Source organism: Arthrobacter crystallopoietes, assembly GCF_017603825.1.
Classification (GTDB): domain Bacteria; phylum Actinomycetota; class Actinomycetes; order Actinomycetales; family Micrococcaceae; genus Crystallibacter; species Crystallibacter crystallopoietes_B.
This window is the reverse complement of the sequence record NZ_CP072014.1, coordinates 1,737,063-1,757,814: the sequence shown is the minus strand read 5'-3', so window position 1 is coordinate 1,757,814 and position 20,752 is coordinate 1,737,063. Positions and strand designations below refer to the sequence as shown.

General features: G+C 66.6%; 18 protein-coding genes and 1 riboswitch. Of the genes, 14 read left to right on the top strand and 4 right to left on the bottom strand.

The genetic code is table 11. The features are described from left to right. The first annotated feature begins 51 nt into the window (after window positions 1–51). A complete protein-coding gene (glsA, locus tag J5251_RS08090; RefSeq protein ID WP_208575700.1) occupies window positions 52–1,866 on the top strand; it encodes a glutaminase A in 1,815 nt (604 codons plus the stop codon). A 6-nt stretch (window positions 1,867–1,872) separates the two neighbouring features. Here the strand turns inward: glsA and J5251_RS08085 are convergent, their stop codons facing one another. Next, the gene (locus J5251_RS08085) at window positions 1,873–2,433 is read right to left on the bottom strand and encodes a TetR/AcrR family transcriptional regulator C-terminal domain-containing protein (RefSeq protein ID WP_208575699.1); all 561 of its coding nucleotides are present in this window, start codon (window positions 2,431–2,433) and stop codon (window positions 1,873–1,875) included. 153 nt (window positions 2,434–2,586) lie between these two features. Between J5251_RS08085 and J5251_RS08080 the strand changes: the two genes are divergently transcribed. The 6 genes from J5251_RS08080 to bioD all read left to right on the top strand — a co-directional run bounded on the left by J5251_RS08080 (window position 2,587) and on the right by bioD (window position 8,947). Then, window positions 2,587–3,312, top strand: coding sequence for a FadR/GntR family transcriptional regulator (locus tag J5251_RS08080; RefSeq protein WP_348272970.1), 726 nt, complete (start codon window positions 2,587–2,589; stop codon window positions 3,310–3,312). A gap of 141 nt (window positions 3,313–3,453) precedes the next feature. Then, window positions 3,454–4,611 (top strand): biotin synthase BioB, encoded by a 1,158-nt coding sequence (gene bioB / locus J5251_RS08075; RefSeq protein ID WP_208575698.1) that lies wholly within the window; start codon window positions 3,454–3,456, stop codon window positions 4,609–4,611. After that, window positions 4,604–5,998: an adenosylmethionine--8-amino-7-oxononanoate transaminase gene (locus J5251_RS08070; RefSeq protein WP_208575697.1), complete on the top strand. Its 1,395-nt coding sequence runs from the start codon at window positions 4,604–4,606 to the stop codon at window positions 5,996–5,998. Before bioB ends, J5251_RS08070 begins: the two co-directional genes overlap by 8 nt. Further along, window positions 5,998–7,182 carry an 8-amino-7-oxononanoate synthase gene (locus J5251_RS08065; protein WP_244250845.1) on the top strand — a complete coding sequence of 395 codons (1,185 nt, stop codon included), beginning with the start codon at window positions 5,998–6,000 and terminating at the stop codon, window positions 7,180–7,182. The genes J5251_RS08070 and J5251_RS08065 overlap by 1 nt, the downstream gene beginning before the upstream one ends. After that, window positions 7,179–8,243, top strand: a complete 1,065-nt coding sequence (locus tag J5251_RS08060) for a cytochrome P450 (protein ID WP_208575696.1) — start codon at window positions 7,179–7,181, stop codon at window positions 8,241–8,243. Before J5251_RS08065 ends, J5251_RS08060 begins: the two co-directional genes overlap by 4 nt. Then, a complete protein-coding gene (gene bioD / locus J5251_RS08055) occupies window positions 8,240–8,947 on the top strand; it encodes a dethiobiotin synthase (RefSeq protein WP_208575695.1) in 708 nt (235 codons plus the stop codon). Before J5251_RS08060 ends, bioD begins: the two co-directional genes overlap by 4 nt. Before the next feature lie 2 nt (window positions 8,948–8,949). On the opposite strand, the gene J5251_RS08050 is transcribed toward bioD, so the two are convergent. Further along, window positions 8,950–9,339 (bottom strand): hypothetical protein, encoded by a 390-nt coding sequence (locus tag J5251_RS08050; protein WP_208575694.1) that lies wholly within the window; start codon window positions 9,337–9,339, stop codon window positions 8,950–8,952. Window positions 9,340–9,539: 200 nt separating this feature from the next. After that, window positions 9,540–9,714: riboswitch (cyclic di-AMP (ydaO/yuaA leader) on the top strand. Window positions 9,715–9,718: 4 nt separating this feature from the next. Here J5251_RS08050 and J5251_RS08045 point away from each other — a divergent pair. Both J5251_RS08045 and J5251_RS08040 read left to right on the top strand, forming a co-directional pair. Next, window positions 9,719–10,588 (top strand): LysM peptidoglycan-binding domain-containing C40 family peptidase, encoded by an 870-nt coding sequence (locus J5251_RS08045; protein WP_240793161.1) that lies wholly within the window; start codon window positions 9,719–9,721, stop codon window positions 10,586–10,588. Between the two features lie 232 nt (window positions 10,589–10,820). Then, window positions 10,821–12,386: an MDR family MFS transporter gene (locus J5251_RS08040; RefSeq protein ID WP_432264421.1), complete on the top strand. Its 1,566-nt coding sequence runs from the start codon at window positions 10,821–10,823 to the stop codon at window positions 12,384–12,386. Between the two features lie 87 nt (window positions 12,387–12,473). Here J5251_RS08040 and J5251_RS08035 read toward each other — a convergent pair whose 3' ends face one another. Continuing rightward, entirely contained in the window at window positions 12,474–13,052 is a 579-nt protein-coding gene (locus J5251_RS08035) for a dihydrofolate reductase family protein (protein WP_208575692.1), read from the bottom strand. An 82-nt stretch (window positions 13,053–13,134) separates the two neighbouring features. On the opposite strand from J5251_RS08035, the gene J5251_RS08030 reads away from it, so the two are divergent. The 4 genes from J5251_RS08030 to J5251_RS08015 are packed head-to-tail and all read left to right on the top strand — an operon-like array spanning window position 13,135 to window position 19,725. Continuing rightward, window positions 13,135–14,613 (top strand): DUF3375 domain-containing protein, encoded by a 1,479-nt coding sequence (locus J5251_RS08030; RefSeq protein WP_208575691.1) that lies wholly within the window; start codon window positions 13,135–13,137, stop codon window positions 14,611–14,613. Further along, the gene (locus tag J5251_RS08025) at window positions 14,610–15,350 is read left to right on the top strand and encodes a DUF4194 domain-containing protein (RefSeq protein ID WP_208575690.1); all 741 of its coding nucleotides are present in this window, start codon (window positions 14,610–14,612) and stop codon (window positions 15,348–15,350) included. Before J5251_RS08030 ends, J5251_RS08025 begins: the two co-directional genes overlap by 4 nt. Then, window positions 15,347–18,652 carry an ATP-binding protein gene (locus tag J5251_RS08020; RefSeq protein ID WP_208575689.1) on the top strand — a complete coding sequence of 1,102 codons (3,306 nt, stop codon included), beginning with the start codon at window positions 15,347–15,349 and terminating at the stop codon, window positions 18,650–18,652. Before J5251_RS08025 ends, J5251_RS08020 begins: the two co-directional genes overlap by 4 nt. Window positions 18,653–18,666: 14 nt before the next feature. Continuing rightward, on the top strand, window positions 18,667–19,725 hold the full coding sequence (locus J5251_RS08015) for an MBL fold metallo-hydrolase (RefSeq protein WP_208575688.1): 1,059 nt from the start codon (window positions 18,667–18,669) through the stop codon (window positions 19,723–19,725). A 24-nt stretch (window positions 19,726–19,749) separates the two neighbouring features. On the opposite strand, the gene J5251_RS08010 is transcribed toward J5251_RS08015, so the two are convergent. Next, on the bottom strand, window positions 19,750–20,085 hold the full coding sequence (locus J5251_RS08010) for a MerR family transcriptional regulator (protein ID WP_208575687.1): 336 nt from the start codon (window positions 20,083–20,085) through the stop codon (window positions 19,750–19,752). Between the two features lie 110 nt (window positions 20,086–20,195). Between J5251_RS08010 and J5251_RS08005 the strand changes: the two genes are divergently transcribed. Further along, window positions 20,196–20,618 (top strand): Hsp20/alpha crystallin family protein, encoded by a 423-nt coding sequence (locus J5251_RS08005; RefSeq protein WP_208575686.1) that lies wholly within the window; start codon window positions 20,196–20,198, stop codon window positions 20,616–20,618. Window positions 20,619–20,752: the final 134 nt, after the last annotated feature.

Below are 20,752 nucleotides of genomic sequence, written 5' to 3'. Positions count from 1 at the left end.
TTGCGGGCCGGCAATGTCGGGGAATAGCGGCCGGGAACATAGGCTGGCGGTATGGACTCCCCTATCCAGCGCTACCTGACGCACATCCACGAGGAGATCGCGCGCATTAAGGACGGCGAACCCGCCAGCTACATTCCGGCGCTGGCGGACGTGGATCCGGACAACTTCGGCATCTGCCTGGCCACGGTGGACGGCTACGTCTATGAGGTCGGCGATACGCGCGAAGAGTTCACCATCCAGTCCATCTCCAAACCGTTCACGTACGGGCTGGCGTTATCGGACCGCGGCATGGCAGCGGTGGACGAGAAAATCGACGTCGAACCCTCCGGCGATGCCTACAACGAGATTTCCCTGGCCGAGGGCAGCGGCCGGCCCTCCAACGCGATGATCAACGCCGGGGCGCTGGCGGCGACGTCGTTAGTTAAAAGCGCCGGACCGTACTCGCGTTCCCGCCGGATCCTGAACATGTTCTCCGATTTCGCCGGGCGCGACCTTGCCGTCAGCGAGCGCGTGTACAAATCGGAGCTGGCGCACGGGCACCGGAACAAGGCGCTGGCCTACCTGCTGCGCTCGTTCAACATCATCGAGTCCGATCCGGACCCGGTGGTGGAGGACTACTTCCGGCAGTGCTCGGTGCTGGTGAACTGCCGTGATTTGTCCATCATGGCGGCCACGCTGGCGAACAGCGGCACCAACCCGCTGACCGGCGAGGACCTGCTGGAGATCGGCGAAGTGGAGCGCGTGCTGTCGGTCATGACTACCTGCGGGATGTACGACGACGCCGGAGCATGGATGAGCTCGGTGGGCATGCCGGCCAAGTCCGGCGTGGCCGGCGGCATCCTGGCCGTGCTGCCGGGCCAGGTGGGGCTGGCGGTGTACTCGCCGCCGCTGGACGCGCACGGCACCAGCGTGCGCGGGATCGAAACCTGCCAGCGGCTCTCGGACGACATGGAACTGCACTTCGTCCGGGCCGGCCGCACCGGCAAGTCCGCCATCCGCGCCGGCTACGACATCACGGACTCCCCCTCCGGCATCCGCCGCACCGACGAGGCCGCGGACGTACTGCGCGAGCACGGCCACCGGGCCATGGTCATCGAGCTGAACGGTGACCTGCTCTTTGCCGGCTCCGAATCGGTGGTGCGCGAACTCAGTGCCTTGAGCGACGACGTCGAACACGTCATTTTGGACCTGCGCCGCGTGGACGAGGTGGCCGCGGTGGCGCTGCGCATGCTCGCCGACGTCCGCGAACAGCTCACTGCGGCCGGGCGCCAGCTGGTGCTGATCGACGGCGAAGGCACCTTGGCAGCGGCGTTCATGGAGGTCGATGGCGAAGTCCCGACCTTCACCACCCGCAGCGCCGCGGTGGAGTGGTCCGAAAACGAGCTGATCGCCCGGTACGGCGGCGACCTTGAGCTCCCGGATGCGGTGCGGCCGTCGGACAGCCCCGCCCTCAGTTCCCTCACTGAGGACGATGCTGCGGCGCTCGAGCAGCGGATGGAACCCAAAACGTACGACGCCGGCGACGTGATCCGCCGCGTGGGGCAGCGGTTCGGCGGTGTGTTCTTCATTGTCTCGGGCAAGATCACCACGTCCGTGCCGGGACCGAACGGAACGAGGGTCAAACTCAGTACCCTCTCTGCAGGCATGACCTTCGGCGAACTGGCCCTGGGCAGCGAGAACCGGCAGGAAACCACGGTCAAGGCCGTGGGACCGGTGAAGCTGATGGTACTCAGCGCCGACGAAATCGTCGCGCTCGAAGAGGACGACCCGCGGCTGGCCCTGGAGCTATGGAAGGCGCTGACCCGCGATGCCTACATCCGGGTGGACCAGTACCTGCGCGAAACCGCCGTCCGCATCAGGGACTGACTGCTCCTAGCGGGCCCGCAGCCCCGCAAGGACCGCGTCCACGCCGAAAAGGAAGGCCTCGTCGTCGTTGTCCTGGCGCACGTTTTCGGGCAACAAGCCGGCCGCGGCCAGATCGGCGTGCGTCTGCTCCTCGGCCACGGCGCCAAGAATGAAATGGGTCAGCGTGCGTGCGCCCCAACGCGTCTGCTGGTCGGTCAGGCCGGCATCTTGCAGAAGCGTGCGCAGGGTGGCGATCGCCGGAAGTGCCTCCGGGTTCAGCGCATGCGCCAGCGACACCACGTCGGCACCGTCCCGAACGGCCAGCAGCGCCGCGCGGATGTCCGCGGCCAGCCGGCGAACAGGATCCCCGTCCGCGGATGCGGTGTCACCCGTATCTGCGTCGACCTCCGCCAAAATCTGTTCGGCCAGCACGCCCAGCAGGTCCTGCTTGTTTTTCACGTGCCAATAGAGCGCCCCGGGCTGGACACCCAGATCACGGGCAAGCCGCCGCATGGACAGGTCGCCCAGGCCGTAGTTGCGCAGGATATCCATGGCAGTATCCACAATCTGCCGTCGGGTGAGGCTCATCCATTCCTCCTGATCCGTGCGCCGAAGTCAAACATAGTCCTGTTCCATCATGCCGTAACGGCCGTTGGCCGGCGCGCGTCGCTCCCGGTTTCGCACCTCGGCGGGTGCTTTGCCCAAGCGTCCCCGGCCGCCTGTGCATGCGAAGATGAAGCAGTGACCAGCAAGATGGCTAAACCCGCACCGCGCGCCTACGAGGCGGTGCTCCAAAGTATCGAGGCGGAGCTGCGCTCCGGGGCACTCAAACTCGGCGATCAGCTACCCGGCGAACGGACACTGGCGGAAAGGCACGGGCTGTCCCGGGCATCCGTACGCGATGCCATCCGCATTCTGGACGTGCTCGGAGTGGTACGTACTTCCACCGGCTCCGGTCCCAATGCAGGCGCGGTTATCGTGTCCCAGCCCGCCTCCGGGCTGGCCGCCGCACTGCGGTTGCATGTGGCAACCCGCCAGTTGACTGTCGGCGAGATCGTGCAGACGCGTATCCTGCTCGAAACCGGAGCCGCCGAGGCAGCCACCATTGATCCGGAGAACGAGGCAACCCGGGCCAAGCTCGACGAGGCCGCAGAACTGCTGGAGTTGATGGACGACCCGAAGCTCGCCCGTGCGGACTTCCATTCGCTCGATGCCCGCTTCCATGTCCTGCTTTCCTCGCTCGCCGGCAATGCAGTCATCGAGGCGATGATGGAGTCACTGCGCCTGTCCATCAGTGACTACGTTGCGGAGTCGATCCGCAGCGACGAGGCGTGGGAACCGGTCGCCGACGTACTCCGCGGCCAGCACCACGGCATCTTGGCAGCGGTGTCCGCAGGCGAGGGCAAGCGGGCTTCCCAGCTGCTTCGCGAGCACATCGGATGGTTCTACGCCGAAACCCAGCGCTGAGACCCTGCCAGTCGGTTTGAGGGACGGGCAAGCCTAAAGGGATCAGCGGGTCGTGGACGCCGCCGCTGGCCGGCACGTCACAATCTTGAACACCGTTCAATCTTTATTGACAGAACCCCCGCGCCTCAACAAACTTGAACGGTGTTCAATTACTTCCAAGACCTGGCCGACCGGCAACTGGCCGGCGCCACCCTGACCCTCGAGGAAGCCCTCGCCGTCCTGCACTCCACCGATGAGCAGCTCCTCGACGTCGTGGCCGCCGCGGGCCGGCTGCGCCGCGCGCACTTCGCCAACACCGTCAAAGTCAACTATCTGGTGAACCTCAAATCGGGACTGTGTCCCGAGGACTGCACCTACTGCTCCCAGCGCCTCGGTTCCGCCGCACAAATCCTCAAGTACACCTGGCTCAAGCCCGAGGAAGCCGTGCAGCAGGCCGCCACCGGCATCCGCGCCGGCGCCTCGCGCGTCTGCCTCGTGGCCAGCGGCAAGGGACCCACCGACCGGGATGTCGACCGCGTGGCTTCCATGGTGGAGGGGCTCAAGGACGAGCACCCGCAGGTGGAGGTCTGCGCCTGCCTCGGCATCCTCAAGGACGGCCAGGCCGCCAAGCTCAAGAACGCCGGCGTGGACGCCTACAACCACAACCTCAACACCAGCGAGTCCAACTACGCTGACATCTGCACCACGCACGAATACGCCGACCGCGTGCGCACTGTTGAGCACGCCAAGGACGCCGGGCTCTCCCCCTGCTCGGGCCTGATCGTAGGCATGGGCGAGACCGACAACGAGCTGATCGATGCGGTCTTCGCGCTGCGCGAGCTGGATAGCGACTCCATCCCGGTCAACTTCCTGATGCCGTTCGAGGGCACGCCGCTGGAAGGCACCTGGTTACTGACCCCGGCCCACTGCCTGCGCATCCTTGCGATGATCCGCTTCGCCTGCCCCGCCACCGAACTGCGCATGGCCGGCGGCCGCGAAATGCACCTTCGTTCGCTGCAGCCGCTGGCCCTGCAGGTGGCCAACTCGCTCTTTTTGGGCGACTACCTCACCAGCGAGGGCCAGGAGGCCAAGGCGGATCTGGACATGATCGCCGACAACGGCTTCGTGGTCCTGGGTGCCGGCCCGGATTCTTCCGCCGCGCCCGCTGAGCCCGCTGCGCCTGCTGCGTCTGCTGGGTCCGCTGGGTCCGCTGACTTCGGCAAGATGCAGGCAAACAACGACGGCGGTGTCCCGGCTTCCGCAGGCCAGGTCACCATCCGCCGCCGCGGCGCCGGTACGGAACTCGCCCCCAATGTCTGAAACTGCCCTCGCCGCCGCAGCGGCTTCGACTGCGGGCCCGGCGGAAACCCACGCCGGAACACGCACCGCTGCGCCGTCGCTCATCGCCCGCGACCGCGGTCTGGTCTGGCATCCGTATGCCCCGCTGGACGGGCCGGATCCCTACGCCGTCACCGGTGCGTCAGGAGTCCGGCTCCGGCTTCAGGCCGCGGACGGCAAGCGCTTCGAGGCTGTGGACGCGATGAGCTCCTGGTGGTCTGCCATCCATGGCTACCGGCACCCGGTGCTGGACGAGGCGGTCCGCCGGCAGACGGAGCAGTTCAGCCATGTCATGTTCGGCGGCCTCACCCACGAGCCGGCTGTCCGGCTCGCCGAGCAGTTGGTGGAGTTGGCGCCGGAGCCGCTGGAGCATGTGTTTTTCGCTGACTCCGGCTCCGTCTCGGTGGAGGTAGCCCTCAAGCTGGCAGTGCAGTACCAGGCAGCCGTGGGCCGGCCCGGCCGCCAGCAGTTCCTGGCCCTGCGCGGCGGCTACCACGGCGACACGTTCGCGGCGATGAGCGTGTGCGATCCGGTGGACGGCATGCACACTGCGTTCCCCGGCCTGGTCGCGCAGCAGCGCTTCCTGCCGCGTCCGCCGGCGGCGCGCCTGAACAACGACGGCGGACTGGTCGCCGACGCGTCCGAGGTGTCAGGTTGGATCGCGGAGCTGGAAGAGGCGGCGGCGCGGCATGCGGGCGAGCTGGCCGGCATCATTGTGGAGCCGGTGCTGCAGGGCGCCGGTGGCATGTACAGCTACGCCCCTGAATGCCTGCAGGCCCTGCGCCGGGTGGCGGACGAGCATGGACTGCTGCTGATTTTCGACGAGATCGCCACCGGCTTCGGCCGCACGGGCCGGCTTTTCGCGTCCGCGTGGGCCGGCGTTGCGCCGGACGTGATGTGCGTGGGCAAGGCGCTGACCGGCGGCTACCTGACCCTCGCCGCACTGCTCTGCTCCCGCGAGGTGGCTGCCGCCATCACGGCCTCGGAGTTCCGCGCGCTGCTGCACGGGCCCACTTTCATGGCCAACCCGCTGGCCTGTGCGGTGGCGACGGCATCCTTGGAACTGCTCGAATCCGCAGACTGGCGGAAGCAGGTGCAGCAGGTCCAGCAAGGACTGTCCGCCGCACTGGCACCTGCTGCCGGCTTGGCCTCCGTCCGCGATGTCCGTGTGCTTGGCGCCGTCGGGGTGGTCCAGTTGGACGGGCCGGTGGACATTCCAGCCCTCACCCGCGCCGCTCTGGAGCACGGTGTGTGGGTGCGGCCGTTCCGGGACCTGATCTACACCATGCCGCCCTATATCTCCTCGGCGCAGGATATCTCAGCCATCGGTGCCGGGATCACCGCCGCCATCGCCGGGATGCACGGCTGATGGGCACCATGCAACAGTGGCTCACGGACAAGGCCGATGTACGCACGCGGCGCGGCACGGTGCGGAACACAACCGCCCGAACCATAACCGGCCGAAACTCGGCCACCAGTGACGCAGCCGCGCGGGACACGCTGCTGGATCTGGCCTCCAACGATTATCTGGGCCTGTCCACTGATCTCCGGCTCAAGACCGCCGCCATCGACGCTATCGGGCGCTACGGCACGGGAGCCCGAGCGTCCCGGGTGGTCACCGGCACGCAGCCGGTGCACGCGGAGCTCGAAGAAGAACTCTGCGGGCTGACCGGCCAACCCGCTGCCCTTGCGTTCTCCAGCGGCTACGCAGCGAACCTCGGCATCCTCACCGCCCTCGGCGGCCCCGGCACGCTGATCGTCCGGGATGAACACTGCCATGCCTCGCTGATCGACGGCGCCCGGCTCTCCCGCTCACCCATAGAGGTGTTTGCCCATGGCGATCTCGCCGCGCTGGACCGGTTGCTGGCAGGCCGAAGCCAGCCGCGCGCCGCCGTCGTTGTTGAATCGGTCTACTCGGTGCTCGGCGACGCCAGCGACCTGACGGAAACCGCGCACATCTGCGCCAAACACGATGCCCTGCTCGTTGTGGACGAGGCCCACGGAATCGGCGTCGCCGGCGGTGGACGGGGCGCCGTCCACGCTGCAGGTTTGGCCGGCGCGGAGCACGTGGTGCTCACGGCAACACTTTCCAAAGCCTTGGGCGCACAAGGGGGTGCGGTACTCGGTCCGCCCGCGCTGCGCGCGCACCTGGTCAACACTGCCCGCAGCTTCATTTTCGATACCGGACTGGCCCCGGCCGCAGCCGCTGCCGCGGCCGAAGCCTGCCGGATCATCGCGGCCGACCCGTCGCTGGCGCAGGCCGTGCTCGGCAATGCGGCCGTCATTGCGCAGGTATGCGGAATCGAGCAGGCGGCCGGCGCCGTGCAGTCCGTTCCCGTGGGGCGGTCGGAAGACACCGTGCAACTCGCCGTCCGGCTCGAGGATGCCGGGGTTCTGGTCGGATGCTTCCGGCCGCCGAGCGTGCCGGACGGCAACTCGCGGCTGCGGCTGACGGCCCGTGCCGATCTGGCACAGGAACAGGTTCGGCAGGCCGCCGGGCTGGTCGCCGGCATGGTGGCCGCAATGGCACCAGGAAAGGTGGCAGCGCGATGAGCTTCCACGTGGTTTCGGATCCGGCAGAGGTGCGGGAAGTCATGCGCCGGACCGAGGATTTCCTGCCGACGAACGCGCTGACCTCCGTGGTGCCCCTGGCCCCGGCCGCCCTGCGCATCCTCAGCCGCGCCCGCTGTGCCCTGCCGCCGGTGCTGGCGTCGGCCACCGGCGCCAAGCACCGCCATGTGCGGAAGCTGGTGGCGGGTTTTTTCACCCCCGCGAAAGTCGCCGCCATCGGACCGCAGGTGCGGGAGCTGACCCGGGTACGCACCGTTGCCACCACCGAGCTGCTGCACCACGGACCGGTAGATCTGGCCGACGCGGTGGCCAAGCACATCCCGCCGGTCATTATGGCGGAGCTGACCGGCGTCCGCTGCCCCGATCTGGACATCCTCAAGCGTTGGAGCCGGGACTCGCTGGAACTGTTCTGGGGCTGGCCGGCCGAAGACCGCCAGCCGATCCTGGCGGAGAGCGCCGCGGAATTCTACGGCTGGTTGCGCGGCGAAGTGGCCGCCAGCCGCGGCACCGCGTCGCTCTTCGGCATGCTCGATGCCGCCGGGCTCACGCCGTCGGAAATCTGCTCGCTGGGCTATTTCCTGGTCATCGCGGGGCAGGAAACCACCGCGCAGCTGATCGGGACGTCCTTCTACCGCGCCTTGCAGGAACCGGGACGCTGGCAACAGCTCGGGGCCGGCTCAGGCGCCGCACCCTTCGTGCGGCAGGTACTGGCCACCGAATCCTCCGTGCATACCTGGCGGCGGGCCGTTTCCCGCAACACGCGATTGGGCGGCACCGAGCTCCCCGCCGGCGCGGAAATCCTGCTCGAGCTCAGCGGCAACCATCCCCCGGACACCGGCGGAACTGCTTATTCGCTGGCGTTCGGGCATGGCCTGCACCGCTGTCTGGGCGCCAAACTAGCCGAACTGGAAACCGTGCTGGTGCTTCAGGAAACGGCCCGGGCCCTGCCGGAGGTACGGCTCACCGGGCCGGAACCGGACTGGCTGCGCCTGTTGTCCTTCCAAACGCCGCTCACCGTCACGGTGGAACAGGAGGAAAAATGACCGAGGTTCCCGCCCCGGCCAGTCCGACCGGTCTCGCCGGCCTGCCGCCGGTCATCTTCGTCACCGGCACCGACACCGGGGTCGGCAAGACGATAACGACGGCGGCGCTCGCCACTGCCTTACCGGGCACCGTTTCGGTCTACAAGCCGGCGCAGACCGGCGTGGGTGACGGCGAGCCGGGCGACGCGGACGAGGTGCACCGGCTCTCCGGCGGGGCCACGGTGTCCGAGGGCATCCGGCTGCTCGAGCCGATGGCCCCGGTGGCAGCTGCCGCGCGGCAAGACGCCGCACTGCCGCCCCTCGCGGACCACGTCCGGCACATTGAGCAGCTCGCTGCGGTATCGGACCATGTCCTGGTGGAAGGCGCAGGCGGACTCCTCGTGGAGCTCGACGGCGAGGGCAGGACCCTCGCAGACCTCGCGGCCCGCGTGGGGAACTCCGGCGTCGTCGTTGTCTGCCGCAGCGGACTGGGCACGCTGAACCACACCCTGCTCACGCTCGAGGCCATCAAGGCCCGCAATCTCACGGCCGCCGGACTGGTCATCGGCTCCTGGCCGAGGAAACCTAACGCGGTGGAAGAAGACAACCTGCGGTACTTGCAGAATCTGGACGCGCCATTCCTCGGCGCCATCCCGCAGGACGCTGCCGCCCTTCACCCGGCCCGGTTCCAGGCCGGCGCCGGGGATTGGTTCCGGCTGCGCTAGCGCTAGCTGGTCGCGTTGGCGCAGGCGTCCTGCAGTGCGTTCACAGACTCGGCCGGCACCTGGTCTCCGGCCTGCGCAATGTCACCCATCGGCGTCGTAATTTCGGCTGGCACGCCGGCCTGTTCAGCGGCACCGACGAGGCCGGAAAGCAGTTGCTTCTCCCCTGCGCTGATTGTGCCGTCCGCCACAGGTTTGCAGACCTGCTGGAGCACTTCGTCGACGGCAGCCGATGTGATTCCTGACACAGCATCGGAGGCGGCTTTGCTGGCCGCGTCCTGGGCACCCGAAACGGCGTCATTGGCCGCATCGGTGGCGGCCTGTTCAACTTGGCTGCACCCCGTGATGAGTAGGGAAAACATTACAAACACGAGGGCAAAGCTTCGACGGATCATGCGGCAAGGTTACTACGTACCGATGCCACCGCCCGAACCCAGTTCACTGGCCGTCCGCTAGCACTAAACCACTCCGAAACCTGCCACTTCCGGCGTGTCCGTTTTGCGGAGTTATCAATCCGTTATGTAGGGTGGCAATCACGTCGGCGCTTCCTGGGCCGGCCCCCTCGGAATGGCTTTGCCTAACTCTGCCACCGTTCCGAGTCCGTTCGCTAGACAGATGGCAGAGGCGGGGGACCCACGTTTACCGGGCTCCTCCAGAGCCCTTGGGGTTAAGCCGCAGTTCACCACGGAGCGATTTTCCGAGGTGGAACGCGGCCGGGTGACTCCCATCCGAACCCGACAGCTTACCTCGCAGGCATTGGGAGAGGCTACAACCTTGTTCAAGAACAATCACGCACGCCATCGTGCCGCCGCGGTCCACAGCAACCCGTTCAGCGGAGTTTCGAAGGCCGTTTCGTCCCACGCCGGTACCGTTGGCCGCAGTGCCGCAGTTGTCACCGCTGCCGGTGGCCTGATGCTCGGCGCCGGCCTGCCTGCCAACGCAGCATCCGACGTATCCTCCAGCGACTTCGCCGCATCGGCCCAGGCCGAGACTGTTGCCGCTCCGGCCGCAGCTCCGGCGCCCGCGGCGGACGCTGCAACCCACACCGTCAAGGCCGGCGACACCCTCGGCAACATTGCCGCGCAGCACGGCATTGAGCTGAACGACGTCTTCGCTGCCAACGGCCTCGGCTGGGAATCGGTCATCTACCCGGGCGACGTCATCCAGCTCTCCGGCGCCGCACATGACCCGGCAGCCCACGCTGCTCCGGCACCGGCCGAGGCACCGGCTACCCAGGCCGCGCCGCAGGAAGAAGGCTTCACGGTTGCCGCTGCAAGCGCCAACATCGAGCCGGCTTCCGTCAGCACGGCCAGCACCTCGGGCATCGTCGCCACCGCCAAGTCCATGGTCGGCACCCCGTACGTCTGGGGCGGCACCTCGACCAGCGGCTGGGACTGCTCCGGCTTCGTGCAGTGGGTCTACGCCCAGCACGGCATCGATCTGCCCCGCGTCACCACGGCTCAGGCCGCGGCTCTGACCCCGACCAGCAACCCGAAGCCGGGCGACCTGGTTCTCCAGAACGGTGGAAGCCACATCGGCATCTACCTCGGCGGCGGCCAGATGATCAGCGCCCTGAACCCGGGCGAGGGCACCAAGGTGCACCCCACCAGCTGGATGCCCGTAGACGGCTACTTCACCAAGTAAGCCCTGCGGCCGCACAGCGGCACACTATATATGGGCATGCTCCTATATATAGGTATGCACCATATAGGTATGCACCGTCGGATTTTCCGGCGGTGCATACCGCGTTAAGTGGGGCATCTTATGTGGTGCGCACCCCCTTTGGGGAGCCGGCGGGAATACTGCTTCCACTATGCTGGTTAGTCTTGCTATCGTCGCCTGGCGCAGGCACCGCTTCCCCCAAAAACCATTGAGGATACCTTCCGTGAGTCAACAGTCCCCGGCCGAACCCGCCGTCGTAAATTCCGGCGCCGCGCCATCACACGGACCGGGAATCGACGGCTCCGACCACAGGCGGCGGAACAACCGGGTAATCCGGTTGCTGCTGGCTGCCTCATTTGTGGTCATCCTCAACGAGACGATCATGAGCGTCGCGCTGACCGAACTGATGGACGACCTCGGCATCACCGCGCGTGCCGCCCAGTGGCTGACCACGGCGTTCATGCTGACCATGGCGGTGGTCATTCCGATCACCGGCTTCCTGCTGCAGCGCTTCAACACCCGGCCGGTCTTCACCACGGCCATGTCGCTGTTCTCCGCCGGCACACTGATCGCCGCGATAGCGCCCGGGTTCGAGCTGCTGCTGCTCGGCCGGATTGTCCAGGCCTCCGGCACCGCCATCATGATGCCGCTCCTGATGACCACCCTGATGACCCTGGTGCCTGCGGCCGAGCGCGGCAAGACCATGGGCAACGTCTCCATTGTCATCTCCGTGGCACCGGCCATCGGCCCGACCATCTCCGGCATTATCCTCAACGCCTTGTCCTGGCGCTGGATGTTCTGGCTGGTGCTGCCGATCGCCGTCACCATGCTGATCATCGGCAACCGGCGGGTGGACAACGTCACCGAACCGAGGCCCGTGCCGCTGGATCTGTTCTCCGTGGTGCTTTCCGCGTTCGGCTTCGGCGGCCTGATCTATGGCCTGAGCCTGGTCGGCCACGGCTCCGGCGAGGCCGGCGAGGCTGTTTCCGCAATGCCGATGTGGACCTCCTTCGGCGTCGGGCTCGTGGCCCTGTCCGCCTTCATCCTGCGCCAGCTGCGGCTCCAACGGCGGGACCGCGCGCTGCTTGACCTGCGCACCTTCCGCTCCAGCACCTTCGCTGTCACCGTAGGCCTGATGATCATCAGCATGGCCGCCCTGTTCGGCACCATCATCCTGCTCCCGATCTATATGCAGCAGGTGCTTGAGCTCGAACCGTTCCAGATCGGCCTGATGCTGCTGCCCGGCGGGCTGCTCATGGGTCTGCTGGCGCCGTTTGTCGGCCGGCTCTATGACAGGTTCGGGCCGACCGTCCTGCTGGTACCGGGAACAATGCTGGTCAGCGCGGTGCTGTGGTTCCTGTCCACGCTGACCGAGAACACCTCCCCCTTTACGCTGCTGGCCGCGCACATCGTCCTAAGCATCGGCCTGGCCCTGCTCTTCACCCCGCTCTTCACCGCCGGCCTCGGCGCGGTCAAGCCGGAACTCTACTCGCACGGCAGCGCCATCATCGGCACGGTCCAGCAGGTGGCCGGCGCCGTCGGGACGGCCCTGTTCGTGACCGTGATGTCCATCCAGTCCGCCGCCCTGGCCGCGGACGGTTCGGCGGCCACCGTGGCGGTGGCCGGCGGCGTGCGAGCCGCGTTCCTGGCCGGCGCGATCATCTCGGTCTTTGCCGTGGCAGCAGCCTTCTTCGTCCGCAAGCCCGCGGACAACCAGGTAGCGAACCATGCAGCAACGGAACCGACGGATTCCGCCGGCGCGTTGGCTGACGGCACTTGAGAGGTCTGCCCGGAGGCTCCGCCAAACGGTATACCGTAGAAAGAGCAAGTGCGTTCGTGCCGCTGGCCATCCGGGAGTTCGAGTCCGTCAGCTCCCGGTGACCGCCCCGCCCGCCGTGCGGTAGCGCAGGAACACTACACCATTACCGAAACGGCGTTCCTCCAGCAGTTCGAACTGCATCCGGACACCGTCGGGCAGGAACCGTTTGCCGCCGCCCACCATCACCGGCGAGACCAACAGGTGGCACTCGTCGACCAGCCCGGCCCGCAGCGCGTGCGCGGCAAGTTCGGCACCGGCGACTACCAGATCCCGTTCGGCCGATGCCTTCATCCGCCGGATCTCCTCAGGGTCGAAGCTGCGCTCAATCCGGGTCCTCGCCGACGGTACCGTTTCCAGGGTGGTGGAGTAAACAGTCTTGTCCGCGTTCTGCCAGATCCGGGCAAAGTCCTGCTCCACGGCCGGCAGTTCCGGATCATCCGCCAACTCCTCCCACACCACCATCACCTCATACATGCGGCGCCCGAAAAGGTAGGTGCCGATCGGGCGCGTCAGGTCGTTTACAAAGGCATGGACTTCCTCGTCCGGCATGCTCCAGTCGAAGTTGCCCTCCGCGTCCGCAATATAGCCGTCCAAGGAGGTGATGCCGGAGTAGATCAACTTGGCCATGGCGCAATTCTGCCACCCCGAGCTGCATCCCTTAAGATCAATGGGTCCCCCTTCGCAGCCAGCCACTGGCGGAAAGTTCTTGATGCGCTCCACTGAACAAGCTGTCTCCAACTGGCACACCCAGAAGGACTTCAGGCTCAGCCCTGCCTGGAAGCTGCTCTCCGCGGCACCGTGGACCATCGCCTTCTTCCGCGCCGAGTTCACGCCGAACCGGCCGCGGATTGCGCTCGAGGAATTCCACGCCGCACTGGCTGCCTTCCTGAAGGAACTCCGGCACGAGAACCTGAATCTGAACGAGCAGTGGCAGGCGGCCAATTATGCCGATTCCTGGGTGCGCAACCAGTTCCTTGCACGGCCGATGGTGGACGGCCAGTTTGTCTACGAGCCCACCGCGCAGACCCAGCGGGTGCTGAACTTCATCGACGGCTTCACGCAGGAGCGGACCAACCTCAACAGCTCCCGGCTGAGCGCCCTGCTGAACAGCATTGAATCGCTCGCCCACGAGTCCGACCCGGATCCGGCGGCGAGGATCCGGCAGCTCGACGCGGAAATCGCCGAACGGCAGGCACAGATCCAGGCGCTGGAGACCGGCCAGGAACCCGCGGTCCTCCCGCATGAAACCTCCGTTGCCGCGGCCCGGAGCATCCTCGATCTGGCCTCAAGCCTGCCGGCGGACTTCAAGCGGATGCGCGACGGCGTGGAGGCCATGCTGCACACCATCCGGCAGGAGATCATGGAGTCCAGCGTGGCCAAGGGCGTCGCCGTCGGCCAAGTCCTCGAGGGCGACCGCCAGCTGCGCAGCACCGCCGAGGGCGAGACCTTCCGCGGCTTCACGGAGTTCCTGAACAACCCGCAGCAGCAGGCCCGCTTCCGCCAGGCTGTCCGGGAAGTGCTCGAACGCGATTTCGTGTCCGATCTGAGCTCCGACGAACGCAACACCCTGGCCAACCTGGTGCGGGAGCTGCGCCGCCAGGCCTCCGAAGTCCACGCCATCTACGGCCGCCTCTCCGAAAGCCTGCACACCTACGTCCAGAGCGACGAGTTCCGCGAGTCGATGCTGCTGCGCAAGGCCATCCGCTCGGCCGAGCTGGCCGTGGCCCACTCGCCGGACCTGAAAACCAGGACGCCGGCGGTTCCCGTGAACCTGTACCTGCCGGAGTTCGAAACACTGGCCGGCATCGGGGTCTTCAACCCCGAGGACCATGTCCCACCGCCCCGGCTCGCGGAGCCGCCGGCGCTCAGCGACGCCGACATCCACCGCACGCCCAATACGCCCAAGGCCGACGCCGGTGCCATCCGCCAGGCGATCACCGCAGCTACCGCTGCGGCAAAGGACGGCAAGGCCACGCTGGGCGCGGCGTTCGGACTGCTGCCGCCCGAGCACCGCCACATCAACTCCATTCGTGGCCTGGTGCTCACGGCCCGCCAGACGGACCAGGACATCGGCGACCGGTTCGAGGTCCTCACCTACAAACAGATCGACGGCGTCGAGCGCACCGCCTACCTCCCGCTCGTCACGTTCCACAAAGATTCAACAGGTTTAAAGGATGAGAGTAAATGACCGAGACCGAGGCTGACATCGCCGTAAGCGGGTACCGCGCGGAGCGGCAACTGTTCGACGGCGACACCGGCACCTTTCCGCTGCAGCTGCGCCAGACGATTGTGCGGTTGCTGCGCGGACCGTACATCGACGGCGTTGCCGATCCCCGGCTGTGGACCACCGTGCTGGACAACCGGCAGGTCATCGCCGACTACCTGTGCGAGATCTTCCTGGTCCTCACTGTGGATCCGGACCGAAAGATCGCCATGCTCACCCCGGCCGAAGTGGACGCTCCGCACACCTCGGCCATCCAGCCCCGAAAGCCGCTGCGGCGCGAGGAGACACTGCTTGCCCTGCGGCTGCGGCTGCTGCTGGACCGGCACGCCGGCTCCGGCACCGACGCCACCATTTCGCGCGCCGCCGCCCGGGAAATCCTCGAAGAACACCGGCAGCCGGGCACGGTGGACGACAAGCGGCTGGAAGAGCTGACCGATGCCTCCATCTCCCGCCTGCTGGCGTTGAAGCTGCTGCTGCCCACCGAGCTGGCCGGCGTGTACCGGGTCAGCAACGCGTTGGCCATGGCGCTGCCGTTCGACAGCATCGACCAGATCCCGGCCTACATCGAGGCGTTGTCCCGCAGCGACCCCCAGGAACTGCTGGACCCAGACCTGCTCGACCCGGAACAGCTGGATCCTGAGGTACTGGATCCTGAGAGCACCACCGCCAACGGCGCCGCAGGCAACGAGGAGGAACTGTGAGCATTGCCCAGACGCTCCCGCTCGGCGAGGAGATCAATCCCGGCCAGTACCGGCTGAGCAAAATCCAGGTGATCAACTGGGGCACGTTCCACGGCCGTCACACCATGTACGTGGACCGCGCCGGCACGCTGCTCACCGGTCATCCCGGCGTGGGCAAGTCCACGCTCTTCGACGGCATCCAGCACATCTTCTACGCCGCGCCCCGGCTGAATGAGTCCGCCAACGAGGCCAGCAACCGCAAGGACCGCCGCACCACCTTCAGCTACATGCGCGGGCGGAAAGCCAAAACCGCTGCGGGCACCACCTACCAGCGGCCCAGCGCCACCTGGTCCGCCATCGCGCTGGTCTTCGATGACGGCCTCGGCCGCCAGGTCACCATCTCCGCGCTCTTCGACCTGCCGGCCAACGGGCTGGAAGGCCAGGTGGGCAAGCACTACGTCATCCACAACAAGCCACTGGACACCGAGGCACTGGAAAACCACGGCGGCCGGCGGTTCTCCCCCACCTCCCTTCACGCGGCATTGCCCGGCTGCGAGGCGTTCGACGTGCACAAGGCCTTCGCCGAGCGGTTCCGGCGCAGGCTGGGGATCGATAATGACAAGGCCTTCAGTTTGCTGCGCACGCTGCAGAACGGCAAGGGCCTGGACAAGGGTGTGAATAAGTTCTTCCGCTACGAAGTGTTGGACATCCCGTCCACGCTCAAGGCGGCCGCGGGAGCCATCGAGGACTTCAGCCACCTGCGCGGGATCTACCGCCAGCTGGAAGAAGCCACCGGCCAGCGCGATGCCCTGGCGAAGGTACCGGCGCAGCACCTGCGCTACCGGGAACTGCGCGAACAGCTGGAGCGGAACCGGGAACTTGCCCAGGTGCAGCTGCCCCGGGTGCGCCAGCAGCTGGCGGCCGGGCTCCTCGAAACCGAGACGGCCAGACTCGCCGGTCAGCGCGAGGCGAAGACCCTGGGTATCCAGGCGGAAGCCTCAGCGAAGGAGAGCCTGGAGGCGCAGGTTCAGCGGCTGGACGAACAACATGCCAGCCATGGCGGCCGTGCGATCGAAGCCCTTGAGCGGGACATCCGCGCTGCCTCGGTGGAACTGCAGCAGCGCGAGCGCATCCGGACTCAGGTCCAGCAAGACATTGACGACGCCGGGCTGCAGCTGGAGTGGTCCGCCGAAGGTCTGGCATCTGCCCGCCTGCAGTCCGCCGCCGCCGTCGAGGAGCTCACCGCCGAAGCAGCTGCCGCCAAGACGCTCGAATACGAGGCCGTGGCCGCAAGCATCAACGCCAAGGACCGGGAGAAGAAGCTCCGCGCCGAAATCGCTTCCTATGCCCGGCGGGGCAACAATATCGACGGCGCCAGCGCAGCCGCCCGGCGGCAAATCAGCGCCGAAACCGGCATCGCACCCGAGGACATGCCGTTCGCGGGCGAGCTGGTGGACATCGCCCCGGAGCACCTGCCGTGGCGGCCGGCCGCCGAAAAGGCGCTGCGTTCGCTGGCCACCACGCTGTTGATCCGTGGCGAGGATATCCGGACGGTGACCAAGGCGATCGATGCGCTGGACAGCCACGGGAAGCTGCGCTGGATCAATATCGCCACTCCCCCGCGGCCCGGCACCGCCGGAGACCGCGATCTGGTTGGCAAGCTCGAGTTCAAGAACTCCGAGGCCGGCGACTGGCTGAGGCAGAAAATCACCAGCGACTACGCCTTCACCTGCGTGGACTCCGATGCCGAACTGCACCACGAGGACAAGGCGATCAGCCTCGCGGGCACCCTCAAGCTGAACAAGAACACCTTTGAACGGGACACCCGGAAAGTCAATCCGGGCGACTACCTGCTCGGCTTTAACAACACGGACAAGATCGCCCTGCTCGAAGCACAGGCCGAGCGAATTCTGCAGGAGCATACGGACGCCACCGAACTGGCGGACCAGCGGAGCAAGGCCAAGGACGTGCTCGCCGGCCGGCTGGACGCGCTGCATCGCGTCGCCGCCGACACCCGTCCATGGTCCGACGTCGACAGCAGCTCCCAGCGTGAGGTGCTGGAGGGCCTGCAGGACCGCCTGCGGGAAGCGGTGGACAGTAGCGCGACCCTCGCGGAAATCCATGCCGAGCTCAAGGCCGCCAAGTCCGAGCTCGAGGCCAGCGTGGGCCGGCTGGCCGTGCTGCGTCACGACCTGCAGGAACTGGACAAGCAGTTCCGCAATGCCGAATCCGCCAGGGACAACACCGCCCGCCGGGCCGAAGAAAACCCGCCGGCGGACTGGGCCGCCGAGGCCATCGGCCGCTACCTGGAACCACTGGGCGAACCCACGGGGCTGGAGGAGCTGGAAACCGCCTTCCACCGGCTCGCCCTGGAACTCAAGGACGCCGCTGCCACCCTTAGCGATGAGCTCCATAAGACGGAGACGGCGCTGACGGATACGTTCAAGTTCTTTGCGCGCGACTGGGGCGAGCATCTGAGCGCTTCCTTTGGCACCGGCGTCGAAAGCGCCGCGCAGTATGAACAGCTGTACCACGACATCATTTCCGAGGGCCTGCCGCAGCGCGAAGAGGAGTTCCGCGAGTACTTCAACAACCGCTCCTACGAGCGCTTTTCGGATCTGCTGCAGATGCTGGAGGAGGAACGCCGTGCCATCGAGGAGCGGATCCTGCCGCTGAACCAGATCCTGGACGACGTCCCCTTCGACAACGGCAGCCACCTCAAGCTCGAAGTCCGGACCAGCGTTCCGGAGGAAGCCCGCACCTTCCGCACCGATCTGAAAAATGCGCTGGGCAACGCCTATATCAAGCAGACCCCGGAGCAGATGGCCGCCAGCTACAAGGCGTTGGAGCGTCTGGTGGACGCGCTGAACGATCCGGCGAAACAGCACTGGCGGGACACCGTGCTGGATGTGCGCCAGCATGTCACCATCAGCTGCAACGAGCACCGGCCCAACGGGGAGATCGAGACCGGACTGGAACCGGGCACGCTCTCCGGCGGCGAAGGCCAACGCTTCACATCGTTCATCATGGGCGCCGCCTTGGCCTACCAGCTGGGCATTGCCAGCCAGGGTTACAGCACCTACGGCACGGTGATGATCGACGAAGCCTTCATCCAGGCGAACTCCGAGTATGCCGGCGCCGGCATCAACGCGCTGCAGGAATTCGGCTTCCAGCTGCTGCTGGCAGCGCCGGAGGACAAGGTCGACCTGTCCCGGCACCTCGGCTCCATTACCGACATCATCAAGCATCCGGACGCGAATGTTTCCGGCTTCGTGGCAACGGGGGCCTCGCCGGCAACGGCCACGGCGATCGTGCTGCGCTGACCTAGACTGGTCGGATGCCAGAAGAACCCGTCATCACTGTCACCGGCCACGAGCAGTACCGGGCGTGGCATGCCAAGGACTTCCCGCCGGTGGAACAGCTGCGCCGCAATGTCTGGTCCATTCCGGTACCGTTTCCGGAGAATCCGCTGCGGTACACGATCAGCTACCTGCTGCTCGGCACCGGAGCGTCCGTGTTGATTGATCCGGGCTGGGACAGTGACGGGGGCTGGCAGCATCTGGTGTCGGGGATGGAGCAGGCGGGTATCGCACCCCGAGACCTAGCCGGCATCGTAGTCACCCATTACCATCCGGACCACCACGGCATGACGGCCCGGCTGAAGGATGCTTCGGGCGCCTGGCTGGCCATGGGCGGGAACGAATGGATTCCGGATCCGTCGCGCGATGTGGAGGACGTCCGTGAGGCGGACATGTTCCGGCTCAGCCACTGGGGCGTGCCGCAGGACCGTCTGGAGGAACTGACGTTTTCCCGCCGCGCCGACCGCCCCCGGCTGCTGGCGCCTGATCTCCCGCTGGCCTCCGGCGAAATGCTTCCGGTTGCCGGGCTGAACATCCGCGCCGTCTCCACCCCGGGTCACACCCCGGGCCACCTCTGCCTGGTCGATCAGGACAACGGGCTGGTCTTCAGCGGCGACCACGTCCTGCTGCGGATTTCCCCGCACATCTCCCTCGAACACGAGGGCCTGCCAAACCCCCTGGCCGATTACTTCGACTCGCTCGCCGCCATTGATCTGGGCGACGACGTCGAAGTCTGCCCGGCGCACGAGTACCGCTTCACCGGTTTGTCCCGCCGGGTGGCCCAACTTGCACGCCACAATCAGGCCCGTTCGGACGAGGTCCGGCTGGTTCTGCAGGAGCAGGGTCCTGCCTCGGTCTGGGAGGTCGCGCGCGAACTGACGTGGTCCCGCGGCTGGGCATCCTTAAACGGGTTCTCGCTGCGGCTCGCGTTGGCTGAAACCGCCAGCCACCTGGTGTATCTGGAGTCGCTCGGGCATGAGGTGGACGTCGCTGTCGATTTCCCCGAGCCGGCTATCGCTACCGACAGCCTCCGCTGACAGCCGGACTGGCGCCACAGATGGCTAGCGCGGGTTCGTGGACCGCTTCTGGCGCCGGTCCCGCTCCTTCGCGACGTCCAGTTCCTGCTGCAGCGCGGCGTTGATTTCCTCGAGCCGCAGGACTTTGTCGACCCCGGCCAGGTTCAGCCCGTCGTCCACCAGCTCCCCGATCCGGCGCATCCGCTCCACGTCGTTCACGCTGTAGCGGCGGGTGCCGCCCTCGGTGCGCTCCGGTTCCACCAGCCCTTTGCGTTCGTAGAGCCGCAGAGTCTGCTGGCCCACGCCAACCAGGTCCGCGGCGACCGAGATGCCGTAGACGCCTTGCTCCGCCCGCAGCTGCTGCTCGTCGTCGTTGCTCAACTTCTTCCTCCGTACTTCTTGCAAATATTGTAGCGCAGAGTCATAATATCTGTGTCGGTGGACATAGATAATCTGCCGAACCTAAGGGAGAAGAACTGAAGGAGGCAACCATGTTGATGCGAACTGATCCGTTCCGGGAGCTCGACCGGCTGACCCAGCAGGTCTTCGGAACACAGACCCGTCCGGCCGCCATGCCGATGGACGCGTGGCGCGAAGGCGACGAGTTCATTGTGGAACTCGACCTGCCCGGCGTGGATCCCTCGACCATTGAGCTGGATGTCGAGCGCAACGTTCTCACCGTTGCCGCCGAGCGCAAGTCCCGGCTGGATGACGACAAGGAAGTAGTAGCCGCGGAGCGGCCTATCGGCACCTTCAGCCGGCAACTCATCCTTGGCGACACCTTGGACATGGATAAGGTCACAGCCAATTACGACGCCGGCGTGCTGGCTCTCCGGATCCCGATCCGTGAGCAGGCCAAGCCCCGCAAGATCGAAATCCAGAGCAGCGACACACAGCAGCAGATCAACGCCTAATTCCAAGGAATACGGAGGTACGCAAGGAGGCTGACACCCCAAGCAGGATGTGCGGTTGCCCTGCCTGGCTGCAGGGCAACCCTTCCTGCGCTGATCGCCTTGAGCACCCTCGTTCCGTGCGGACGGCAGTCCTG